We start from the raw sequence: 11,802 nt of genomic DNA, 5'->3' as shown, positions 1-11,802 counted from the left end.
TCAGATAAGGGTACCTGCCCCAAGCAAGACTCCTACCCCTGACTACAGCGTCGGCACCTCAATGCGCCTTATCCCAATTAGCCCCCACCCCCACCTCGGCCAATAACGGCACCTTCAGCGCCGCCACCTCAGCCATCAGGCGCGGGATGTGGGTCTTGAGCCAGTCCACCTCGCCCTCGGGCAGCTCAAACACCAGTTCGTCGTGCACCTGCATGATCATTTGGATGCCCGGCTTGTGCGCGTCCAGCTCCTTCTGAACCGCCACCATCGCCAGCTTGATCAAGTCAGCCGCCGTGCCCTGCATGGGCGCGTTGATGGCGGCGCGTTCAGCACCGGCGCGGCGGGGGCCGTTGGGGGAATTGATTTCGGGCAGGTAGAGGCGTCGGCCAAACACGGTTTCGACATAGCCCATGGATTTGGCGGCGGCCTTGGTGTCGTCCATGTACTGCTTCACGCCGGGGTAGCGCTGGAAGTATTTGTCGATGTACGCGGCGGCGGCCTTGGTTTCTATACCCAGGTTCTTGGCCAGGCCAAAGCTGCTCATGCCGTAGATAAGGCCAAAGTTGATGACCTTGGCATAGCGGCGTTGCTCGCTGGTGACCTGATCCACCTCCACCCCAAACACTTCGGCAGCGGTGGCGCGGTGCACGTCCAGCCCGGCGTGGAAGGCGTGCAGCAGCGAGTGGTCGCCACTCAGGTGGGCCATGATGCGCAGCTCGATCTGCGAGTAGTCGGCACTCGCAATCACGCGGCCTGCGGGGGCTACGAAGGCCTCGCGCACGCGGCGGCCTTCCGGAGTACGGATGGGGATGTTCTGCAGGTTGGGGTCGTTGCTGGACAAGCGCCCAGTCACAGCCACGGCCTGCGCGTAGTGCGTGTGCACGCGGCCTGTGCGTGGCAGCGCCAGCTGGGCCAGCTTGTCGGTGTAGGTGCCTTTGAGCTTGACGAGGCCCCGGTGCTCCAGCAGTTTGGCGGGCAGGGGGTAGTCCTCGGCCAGCTTTTCCAGCACTTCTTCGTCGGTGCTGCGGGCGCCGGTGGCGGTCTTCTTGACCACGGGCATGCCCAGCTTGTCGAAGAAGATTTCGCCCAGCTGCTTGGGGCTGCTCAGGTTGAAGGGCTGGCCTGCAATCTCGTACGCCTCGGTTTCGAGCTGCAGGATGCGCTGGCCCAGTTCGTGGCTTTGGGCGGCCAGCGTGGGTGCGTCAATCAGCACGCCGTTGCGTTCGATGCGGTACAGGGCTTCGCTGCTGGCAATCTCCAGCTCGTAGATGAAGCGCAGTTTGTCATCCGCCTGCAGCAGCGGCCACAGGGCGTTGTGCACGTCCAGGGTCTGGTCGGAGTCTTCGCACGAGTAGGCAGCGGCCTTGTCCACCGGCACCTGGGCAAACGGAATCTGGTGCGCGCCTTTGCCGCACAGGTCTTCGTAGGTGATGCCTTTGCGGCCGGTGTGGCGCTCGGCCAGGCTGGTCAGGTTGTGGGGCTTGTGCACTTCGAGCACATAGCTTTGCAGCATGGTGTCGTGTGTGTAGCCCTGCACCTCGATGCCATGGTTGGCGAACACATGGCGGTCGTACTTGATGTGCTGACCCAGCTTATGGTGCTTGGGGTCTTCCAGCCAGGGCTTGAGACGGGCGAGCACTTCATCCAACGGCAGTTGCGCGGGCGCATCGGGGCCTTCGTGGCGCAGGGGAATGTAGGCGGCCTCGCCGGGCTGCACGCTGAAACTGATGCCGACGATTTGTGCGCGCATTTCGTCGAGGGAATCGGTCTCGGTGTCGATGGCCGCGAGTGGGGCTTTGTGCAGGCGCTCCAGCCACTGGTCAAAGTCCGCCCAGTTCAGGATGGTGTCATACACCACGGTGCGGTGCTGGGCTTCTTCGGCCACGGTGCTGGCGGAGTGGTCGGCAAACAGATCGCCGCTTTGGCCGGGCATGGCGACGGTGGGGGCTGTAGCCGCTGGAGCCGATGCACCTTTGATGGCGGCGGCCAGGCCCTTGAAGCCGTACTTTTCGTAAAACGGCAGCAGGCCGGCGTTGTCCGGCGTGTCCAGCGTGATGTCGTCAAACGCGGGCAGGCCAGGGATGTAGTCGGCCAGCGCGCAGTCGGTCTTCATGGTGACCAGCTGGCGGCTCAAGGCCAGCTGGCCGCTGGCAATCGCCTCGCGCAGGTTGTTGCCCGCCACGCCCTTGATGGCGTCGGCGTTGGCAATCAGATTGTCGAGCGAACCGTATTCTTCCAGCCACTTGGCAGCCGTCTTGGGGCCCACCTTGGTCACGCCGGGCACGTTGTCCACGGTGTCGCCCACCAGCGCCTGGTAGTCCACCATCAGCGTGGGTGGCACGCCAAACTCTGCTGTCACGCCCGCCACATCGCGGCGCTTGCCGCTCATGGTGTCGATGATGGTGATGTGCTCGTTGACCAGCTGGCTCAGATCCTTGTCGCCGCTGGACACGATGACCTCAATGTCCTGTGCGGCCGCCACGTGGGCCAAGGTGGCGATCACGTCGTCGGCCTCCACGCCGGGCACGGCCACCACCTTCCAGCCCAGCAGGTCCACCACCTCATGGATGGGCTCGATCTGGCTGCGCAGGTCGTCTGGCATGGGCGAGCGCGTGGCCTTGTATTCGGTGTACAAGGCATCGCGGAAGGTGGGGCCCGAGGCGTCGAACACGCACACAGCGTAGTCGGCCACCACCTCTTTGCGCAGGGCCTGCATCATGTTGATCATGCCGCGAATGGCACCGGTGGCAGGGCTTGTAGGGTCCCCCGGCACGGCCCGCAGGTCGGGCATGGCGTGGAAGGCGCGGTAGAGGTAGCTGGAGCCGTCCACCAGCACCAGGGTCTTTTTGTTGCTCATCCGGCAATTGTGCACGGGCAGCGCCCGCCGGGCGGCGCTCTACAATCGCCCGATGCGCGCTGTTCACCTTCTCCTGCTGCTGGGCATGGCCTGCGGCAATGCCCTGGCCCAAACCCCGTCCCCATCCCCTGCTGCCACCACCGCAGGCGCTGGTAACCAGCGCGATGCGCTGCCCGATCCCGAGCCCCTGTCTGGTCGCACCAACCAGCGCACGGAACGCATCCAGATCGAAGACGCAGGCAGCCGTGTGGACGAGCTGCGGGTCGGCGGGCAAACCCAGAACATCTCGGTGCAGCCCAAGACCGGCAACCTGCCCGCCTACGAAGTGCAGTCGCCTGATGGCGCGCGCAGCCGCGCCGGTGGCAACAATGGCGCTGAAACCACCACCGCGCCCCGCGTCTGGAACGTGTTCAAGTTCTGATGGGTGGCAGGGTGGCGCGCATGCACTGCGTTGCCACCGGTTGAGCCCCGCCCGTTGTCCCGCCCCTTCCCCTTCCCCTTCTCTTTTCTTCGACCCCCTGAGCGATGGCCGTTTTTACCGAAGTCTCCAATCCCGAGGCGCGCGAGTTGCTGCGCCGTTTGCAACTGGGCGAGCTGGTGGAGCTGCGCGGCATTGAGGGCGGCATCGAGAACACCAACTACTTTCTGACCAGCGACCAGGGCGAGTTCGTGCTGACACTGTTCGAACGCCTCACGGCCGAGCAGCTGCCTTTCTACCTGTACCTGATGAAGCACCTGGCGCACGGCGGCGTGCCCGTGCCCGACCCGCGTGCCGACAAGAACGGCGACATCCTGCACACCGTGTGTGGCAAACCCGCCGCCGTGGTCAACAAGCTGCGCGGCAAGAGCCAGCTGGCCCCTCAGGGCGTGCACTGCGCGGCCGTGGGCACCATGCTGGCCCGCATGCACCTGGCGGGCCGCGACTTTGACCGCCACCAGCCCAACCTGCGCGGGCTGCCCTGGTGGAACGAGACGGTGCCGGTGGTGCTGCCCCACATTGACGACGCACAGGCCGCATTGCTGCGGTCCGAGCTGGCCTACCAGAACCATGTGGCCGCCAGCTCCGCCTATGCCGCCCTGCCGCGCGGGCCCGTGCATGCCGACCTGTTCCGCGACAACGTGATGTTCGAGGGGGAAGAGCTGACAGGTTTCTTCGACTTCTACTTTGCAGGTGTGGACACCTGGCTGTTTGACCTGGCCGTGTGCCTGAACGACTGGTGCATCGACCTGCCCACCGGCGCCCACGATGCCGAGCGCGCCACGCGCATGCTCGACGCGTACCAGGCCGTGCGCCCGCTGACGGCCGCCGAGCGCGAACTGCTGCCCGCCATGCTGCGCGCCGGGGCGCTGCGGTTCTGGATCTCGCGCCTGTGGGACTTCTACCTGCCGCGTGAGGCCTCCATGCTCAAACCCCACGACCCCACGCACTTCGAGCGCGTGCTGCGCGGGCGCCTGGCCCTGCCCGTACACGCGGGCTGATCCCACCACAGGCGAGCAGCCTCTAACCCCTGGCCCCGCCACCGGTTTGGGGCAGTGGGGTAAATTCGACCTCATTCGCCCCCTCGACATCCGATGCCGCTAGGTGCCCCCCATGGGCGCTGGGGCGCAGTCGGCGGTGCGGGCCCCTCCTCCTTTCCAACGTATTCATGAAACTCCATATCGTCCCCGCGCGCACCGGCATGGCCTGGGTCAAGCTCGGCGTTCGGGCGTTCTGGCGGCAGCCCATGGCGCTGGCTGCGCTGTTCTTCATGACCATGGCGGCGATGTCGCTGGCCACCATGATCCCGCTGGTGGGTCCGGCCATTGCGCTGGCACTGCTGCCGTCTGCCACGCTGGCCATGATGGTGGCCGCGGCACAGGCATCGCAAGGGCGGTTTCCGATGCCCACGGTGCTGCTGGTGGCCTTTCGCACCGGGCGCGAGCGGCTGCGCGACATGCTCACACTGGGTGTGCTGTATGCGGTGGCTTTTCTCGGCATCATGGGCCTGTCGGCCCTGCTGGACGGCGGCCAGTTTGCGCAGGTGTACCTGGGTGGCGCGCCCATGACCCGAGAGATTGCCGAGAACCCGGACTTCCAGCGCGCCATGTGGCTGTCGATGCTGCTGTACCTGCCCCTGTCGCTGCTGTTCTGGCATGCACCGGGCCTCGTGCACTGGCATGGCGTGCCGCCGGTCAAGGCGCTGTTCTTCTCCATCGTGGCCTGCGTGCGCAACTTTGGTGCGTTCCTGGTCTACGGGCTGGGCTGGCTGGGGGTGTTTTTGCTGGGCGGGCTGGTGGTCAGCATCGTGTCGGCCTTGCTGGCCGTGGCGGGGCTTGCGGGATCGATGGCCGGTGGCATCATGGTAGGCGCTGCCATGATGATGGCGGCCATGTTCTTCACCTCGGTGGTCTTCACCTTCCGCGACTGCTTCGAGCCCCCCTACACCCCCCAGCAAGAAGAGGCGCCCCATGACAACCCGCCCCCCAGCCCCCCTGGCGCACCACCTGCAAGGCCGCTCTGACGACGAGCTGGTCTGGTTCCAACGGCGCAGCGTGGTGCAGGCCGCCGCGCTGTGGGTGGCAGGTGGTGGCTGGTCGGCCGCCCATGCGCAGGCGCGCAGCAACATCGTGGAGGTGCGCGGCGACATACTGCGCAATGGCGAGCCCCTCACGGCGCAGCACACCATCACCGCCAACGACCGTATCGAGACCGGGCCGGGCGCCAGCCTGGTGTTCTCGGTGGGCGACAGCGCCTTCATGGTGCGGCAAAACTCACGCATGGCGATGGAGAGCGACACCCCCACAGCCGTCAAGCTGCTGCGCCTGCTCAGCGGTGCGGTGGCCACGGTGTGGGGGCGCGGCCCCGACCGGCAGATTGCGCTGCCCACCGCCACGGCGGGCATCCGCGGCACAGGGGTGTATGCCGAGGTGTTTGCCGACCAGGACCAGCGCGGCTACCTCTGCAACTGTTATGGCACGGTGGAGCTGACGGCGGGCGGCGAACGCCTGGTGAGCCAGTCCAGCTACCACCAGTCGTTCTGGGCCGAGCCCGCACCCCGCAATGGCCGGCTGCTGACACCGGCCGGTGCCATCAACCACACGGACGAAGAGATGGAGTTCTTGGCGGGGCTGGTCAACCAGCGCACCGCGTGGCAGGTGTCGGGCCGCAAGGGCATCAAGGACGGCAGCGGTGGCGCGGCCGCACCGGCCAACAGTTACGGAACCGGCAACTCCTACGGCCCGCCCGGCTCCCGGGACTAGGGCCTGTCCCGCAGCGCACGCGCAGCCATGCCTGCGCGGCGCGCCTTGGGCGGGCGTCACGCGCTGCGCAAGGCACCGCGTCAAACCGTCACACAAACGTCAAACCACTGTCACGGGGCGTTCCTAGGATCGCGGGCTGGATTCCATGCCACCCGCCCCACACGCCTTTCCAACAAGGCTCCTGGTCGGATCAGGGCGTGGCATGCCCGTTCGCATACCCACTTGGAAACACCCCGAAAATGACCCAACCGACGATGCCCACCCGCCGCAAGGCCCTGCAACTGCTGGCCGGCGTTCCCATGCTGCCGCTCAGCGCCAGCGCCTCGGCCGCCCTGCTGACCGCCTGCGGTGGCAGCGACTCCGCCGCGCCCAGCTTTGTGTCGGCCAGCTTCACGTCGATGGCAGCCCCCACCCTGGCCAACGCCGCAGCCATGGCCACCACCACCGTGGGCTCCACGCTCAACATCAAGCTCAGCGACGACTCGGTGCGCTCTTACCAGCTGGCTTACCAGCCGTTCTTCGTGACGGGCGACATGGTGTCCGACGGCAAGGGCGGCACCATCCTGTCGGGTGGCTACTACGACATCAACAACAAGCCCATCATCGACGCCACGGTGGCTGGCAAGGAGCGCCAGTACTTCTCGGACTCGCCCGACGGCACATCGCTGCTGACCGTGGCCAACCCCACCGTGACCGGCCTCAAGGGCAAGGCCGTGTTTGCCGTGGTGCAGTTTGAATACACCACCTGGGCGCAAGACGGCAAGACCGACATGTACGGCAAGCTGCCCTCGCCCATCGCCGTGCTGACGTTGGACCAGGACCAGACCACCGGCAAGCTGAGCCTGGTGAAGTACCACAACGTGGACACCTCCAAGGTGCACGGCCTCTGGATCACCTGCGGCGCCAGCCTGTCGCCCTGGGGCACCCACCTGTCGAGCGAAGAGTACGAACCCGATGCGTTCAGCATCGCCAGCAACGCCATGTTCAAGGCCTACAGCAAGAACCTGCTTGGCGACGAAACCAAGGCCAACCCCTACCACTACGGCCACATGCCCGAGGTGACGGTGAACCCTGACGGCACCGCCAGCATCAAGAAGCACTTCTGCATGGGCCGCATCTCGCATGAACTGGTGCAGGTGATGCCTGACAACCGCACGGCGCTGATGGGCGACGACGCCACCAACAGCGGCTACTTCGTGTTCGTGGCCGACAAGGAAAAAGACCTGTCCTCTGGCACTCTGTACGTTGCCAAGGTGGGCAGCGGCTTCTCCATCGACCCCAAGGTCGGCACAGCAGCGCCCCTCACCTGGATCAAGATGGGCTCGGCCACCAGCGCCGAGATCGAGAACCTGGCCAACACGCTCAAGCCCACGGACATCATGACCGTGAAGACCACCGACCCGGCCGACGCCAGCTACACCAAGATCGTGGCCAACGGCAAGACCGAGTGGATCAAGCTGAACCCCGGCATGGAAAAGGCCGCTGCCTTCCTGGAAACCCACCGCTACGCCGCCTACCTGGGTGCCAGCCTGGGCTTCACCAAGATGGAAGGCACCACGGTCAACGCCAAGGACAAGATTGCCTACTCTGCGCTGCAGAACATCCAGTCGTCCATGGTGGCAGGCAATGCAGCCAACGTGCCGGGCAACGGCATCTCGGTGCCCAAGCAACTGGTGGCCGGCGCCGTGATGGCGCTGAACCTCAAGGGCGGCCAGAAGGACACCGCTGGCGGCACCATCAACAGCGAATGGATGCCCGTGGACACCAAGGTGCTGCTGGCCGGTGAAGACATCACCGCCGACGCCCTGGGCAACACCGCCAACCCCAACAACATCGCCAACCCGGACAACCTCAAGTTCTCCGAAAAGATGCGCACCCTGTTCATCGGCGAAGACAGCAGCCAGCACGTCAATAACTTCCTGTGGGCCTACAACGTGGACACCAAGCAGCTGTCGCGCGTGATGTCGATCCCCTCGGGCGGCGAGTCCACCGGCCTGCACGCCGTGGACGAGATCAACGGCTGGACGTACATCATGAGCAACTTCCAGCACGCCGGTGACTGGGGCGCCATCCACAGCGTGGTCAAGGACACGCTGGACCCGATGATCAAGGCCAACTACAAGAACAAGAACGGCGCGGCCGTGGGCTACCTGACGGCAGCGGCCAAGCAGCCCAGCCTGAACCAGGCCTGAACTCAGCCTGAAACCAGCCTGAGCGAAGTGCCAACAGGGCTGCACCCGGTGCGGCCCGCTTCAAAAACCAACGGGGCCCGAGGGCCCCGTTGTCATTGGCGGCCCCAGCTTGCTATACAAATAATAGCTACCAGGACATAAGGTACTAGCGCTAGCAGGCGATTTTGCTCAAAACGCGCTATTCGACCACCGTCAGCTTGGCCACCGACAGCGCCAGCCACTTGGTGCCGTGGCGCGGAAAGTTGACCTGTGCACGTGCGTCATCGCCAGTGCCTTCAATGGCCAGCACCTTGCCCTCGCCAAACTTGGTGTGGAACACGGCAATGCCCGCGCGCAGGCCGTGCGAGGGCGCCGCCTTCTGCACAGGCACCGGGGGGCTGGCAAACGTCTCGGATTTGAAGCCAAATTGGCCTCTAGCGCTAGATCCATATGTGCCACCAGCTCCTGAATTAGTAGCAAAACTGGGCGTATACGAGCCAAAGCCCTGCTGCTTGGGCGTGATCCACTTGAGGGCCGCTTCGGGCAGTTCGTCAAAAAACCGGCTCTTGATGTTGTAGCGCGTCTGCCCGTGCAGCATGCGCGTTTGCGAGTGACTCAGGTACAGGCGCTTGCGGGCGCGGGTGATGGCCACGTACATCAGGCGGCGCTCCTCCTCCAGGCCGTCGCGGTCGCTCGCGGAGTTCTCGTGGGGGAACAGGCCCTCCTCCATGCCGCCGATGAACACGCAATCGAACTCCAGGCCCTTGCTGGCGTGCACCGTCATGAGCTGCACTGCGTCCTGCCCGGCCTGGGCCTGGTTGTCGCCCGCCTCCAGCGCGGCGTGGGTCAGGAAGGCTGCCAGGGGCGAGAGGGTTTCGCCGGTGTCGGCATCCACGATGCCGGGCACAGCGGGTTTGAGAGGCTCGTCGAGCACCGGCGCGTTGGGGTCCAGCCCTTGGCTCACCGGGCTTTGCACGCTTTGGGTGAGCGGCGTGCCGTGCTCGTCCAGCGGCAGCGCCACCGCGTCACGGCCAAAGCCCTCTTGCGTGACAAAGCTCTCGGCGGCGTTGACCAGTTCTTCCAGGTTCTCGATGCGGTCGGCGCCTTCCTTCTCGGTGCGAAAGTGCTCCACCAGCCCCGTGGATTCGAGCATCTGCTCGATGATGCCGCGCAGGTTCAGGCCCTGGGTCTGCTCGCGCAGCACATCCACCATGGCCACAAACGCGCCCAGGTTGGCCCCCGCCTTGCCAGGCACAGCGCTCACCGCGTCGTGCAGCGAGCAACCGGCAGCGCGGGCCGCGTCCTGCAGCACCTCGATGCTGCGCGCGCCAATGCCACGCGGCGGAAAGTTGACGACGCGCGTGAAGCTGGTGTCGTCGTGCGGGTTCTCCAGCAGGCGCAGATAGGCCAGCGCGTGCTTGATTTCGGCACGCTCAAAAAACCGCAGGCCGCCGTACACACGGTAGGGCACGCTGGCATTGAACAATGCCGATTCGATCACCCGGCTTTGCGCATTGCTGCGATAGAGCACGGCGATTTCCTTGCGCTCAAAGCCGTCGTTGCGCACCAGTTGCTTGATCTCATCGACCATCCACTGCGCCTCGGCCAGGTCGGAGCTGGCCTCGTACACACGCACGGGCTCGCCCGCGCCCTGCGTGGTGCGGAGGTTCTTGCCCAGGCGGCGGCTGTTGTGGCTGATGAGGTGGTTGGCCGAGTCGAGGATGTTGCTGTAGCTGCGGTAGTTCTGCTCCAGCTTGATCTGGCGCTGCACATCGAATTCGCGCACAAAGTCGGTCATGTTGCCCACGCGCGCGCCACGGAAGGCGTAGATGCTCTGGTCATCGTCGCCCACAGCGATCACACTGCCGCGCGCCTCGTAGCGCCCGCCCACATCGTTGCCCGCCAGTTGCTTGAGCCAGGCGTACTGCAGCTTGTTGGTGTCCTGGAACTCATCGACCAGGATGTGCTGGAACCGGCGCTGGTAGTGCTCGCGGATCGGGTCGTTGTCGCGCAGCAGCTCGTAAGACCGCAGCATCAGCTCGCCGAAGTCCACCACGCCTTCGCGCTGGCATTGCTCTTCGTACAGCTGGTAGACCTCGACCTTCTTGCGGGCGTCGCTGTCGTGCGTGGGCACGTCGCCGGGACGCATGCCCTCTTCCTTGCAGCTGGCGATGAAGTACGACAGCTGCTTGGGAGGAAAGCGCTCCTCGTCCACGTTGTGCTGCTTGCAAAGGCGCTTGATGGCCGAGAGCTGGTCTTGCGTATCGAGGATCTGGAACGACTGCGGCAGCCCCGCTGCCTTGTGGTGCGCGCGCAGCAGCCGGTTGCACAGGCCGTGGAAGGTGCCAATCCACATGCCACGCACGTTGACCGGCAGCATCGCCGACAGGCGGGCCACCATCTCTTTGGCGGCCTTGTTGGTGAATGTGACGGCCAGAATGCCGCCGGGCGTGGCGTAGCCGTTTTGCAGCAGCCAGGCAATGCGGGTGGTCAGCACCCGGGTCTTGCCCGACCCCGCCCCCGCCAGGATGAGCGCATGGCCTGCGGGCAAGGTCACCGCAGCCAGTTGTTCATCGTTCAGGTGGGCCAGAAGGGGGGATGCGGCCGAGGGCGCACCGGAGTGTGGGGGCACCAGGGCATCTGGCGCACCCGAAAACGGGTCTTGTGGGAACATCCAGCCATTGTAGAAAGCACCCTGCCCCACGCCGCCTCGCACCATGAAAAACATTGCCCTCACCCTGGCCAGCCTGTGGCTGGCCCTGGCGCACGCCCCCCAGGCGATGGCCCAGGCCAGTTGCAGCAGCGACGGCACCCCCAGGCCTGTGGCCGTGTTCGAGCGCTTCATCAGCGCCGACTGCGAGTCCTGCTGGGGCGATGCGGCCACCCCGGCACCGTCAACCAAGGCAGGTGCCGTGGTGCTGGACTGGATCGTGCCGGGCAAGGCGGGCGACGACGCCCCCCTGTCGGCTGCGGCCTCGACCGACGCGCTGACCCGCCTGCAAGCCCTGGGGCGCAAGCCCCCCATCTCCACCGATGTGTACGTCACCCCGGCCGATTTAGCAGCGCGTGGCCGGTTGCGTGTGGCCCATGGGGTGGCGTTCAATGACTATGTGGGCACAGGCATCGCCTTCACCCCCTCCCCTGCGGCGCCACAGCGCACTGCGACTGCCACGCCCCTCGCCTTTTACCTGTTGCTGGTAGAGGCCATACCCGCAGGTACTGACGGCACCGTTGTGCCCCGTTACATCGTACGCAATCAGTTCGAGGGCGCCTGGCCCCAGGCCCAGCGGCCCGCACGCAGCAAGGGCAAGCCGTGGGCATGGATGGAAACCCGCTCCATGCGCATCCCCGATGGCGCACAGGCCGACAGGCTGCATCTGGTTGGCTGGGTGCAGGATGCCTCGGGCAGCATCGTGGCGGCCGCCCAATCCGTATGCAGGTAATACCGGTGCCGTTATGACGGCCCTTTGGCAGGCGGGTAGAATCAAGCACCGGGCCCAAGTTTCTTGACGCCCGGTTTTTTGTGCCTGCGCT

General features: G+C 65.6%; 8 protein-coding genes. 6 read left to right on the top strand and 2 right to left on the bottom strand.

Annotation, left to right across the window (positions count from 1 at the left end; translation table 11 throughout):
• Positions 1 to 58: 58 nt before the first annotated feature.
• The gene (gene polA / locus ASD75_RS19880; protein ID WP_056747504.1) at positions 59 to 2,857 is read right to left on the bottom strand and encodes a DNA polymerase I; all 2,799 of its coding nucleotides are present in this window, start codon (positions 2,855 to 2,857) and stop codon (positions 59 to 61) included.
• Positions 2,858 to 2,909: 52 nt separating this feature from the next.
• Between polA and ASD75_RS19875 the strand changes: the two genes are divergently transcribed.
• From ASD75_RS19875 to ASD75_RS19855, 5 genes are all read left to right on the top strand, one after another.
• Positions 2,910 to 3,278 (top strand): hypothetical protein, encoded by a 369-nt coding sequence (locus tag ASD75_RS19875; RefSeq protein ID WP_056747503.1) that lies wholly within the window; start codon positions 2,910 to 2,912, stop codon positions 3,276 to 3,278.
• Between the two features lie 104 nt (positions 3,279 to 3,382).
• Positions 3,383 to 4,336, top strand: coding sequence for a homoserine kinase (locus tag ASD75_RS19870; RefSeq protein ID WP_056747502.1), 954 nt, complete (start codon positions 3,383 to 3,385; stop codon positions 4,334 to 4,336).
• A gap of 167 nt (positions 4,337 to 4,503) precedes the next feature.
• A complete protein-coding gene (locus ASD75_RS19865) occupies positions 4,504 to 5,358 on the top strand; it encodes a BPSS1780 family membrane protein (protein ID WP_056061135.1) in 855 nt (284 codons plus the stop codon).
• The gene (locus ASD75_RS19860; protein ID WP_056747501.1) at positions 5,306 to 6,097 is read left to right on the top strand and encodes a FecR domain-containing protein; all 792 of its coding nucleotides are present in this window, start codon (positions 5,306 to 5,308) and stop codon (positions 6,095 to 6,097) included. The genes ASD75_RS19865 and ASD75_RS19860 overlap by 53 nt, the downstream gene beginning before the upstream one ends.
• A 239-nt stretch (positions 6,098 to 6,336) precedes the next feature.
• A complete protein-coding gene (locus tag ASD75_RS19855; RefSeq protein ID WP_056747500.1) occupies positions 6,337 to 8,289 on the top strand; it encodes a PhoX family phosphatase in 1,953 nt (650 codons plus the stop codon).
• A 178-nt stretch (positions 8,290 to 8,467) separates the two neighbouring features.
• Here ASD75_RS19855 and ASD75_RS19850 read toward each other — a convergent pair whose 3' ends face one another.
• The gene (locus tag ASD75_RS19850; protein WP_056747750.1) at positions 8,468 to 10,942 is read right to left on the bottom strand and encodes a UvrD-helicase domain-containing protein; all 2,475 of its coding nucleotides are present in this window, start codon (positions 10,940 to 10,942) and stop codon (positions 8,468 to 8,470) included.
• Between the two features lie 43 nt (positions 10,943 to 10,985).
• Here ASD75_RS19850 and ASD75_RS19845 point away from each other — a divergent pair, with 43 nt between their 5' ends.
• Complete coding sequence (locus ASD75_RS19845) at positions 10,986 to 11,711, top strand: hypothetical protein (protein WP_056747499.1); 726 nt, start codon at positions 10,986 to 10,988, stop codon at positions 11,709 to 11,711.
• Positions 11,712 to 11,802: the final 91 nt, after the last annotated feature.

The sequence above is a fragment of the Acidovorax sp. Root568 genome, assembly GCF_001427445.1.
GTDB lineage: Bacteria > Pseudomonadota > Gammaproteobacteria > Burkholderiales > Burkholderiaceae_C > Acidovorax > Acidovorax delafieldii.
This window is presented reverse-complemented; position numbering and strand designations above follow the sequence as displayed.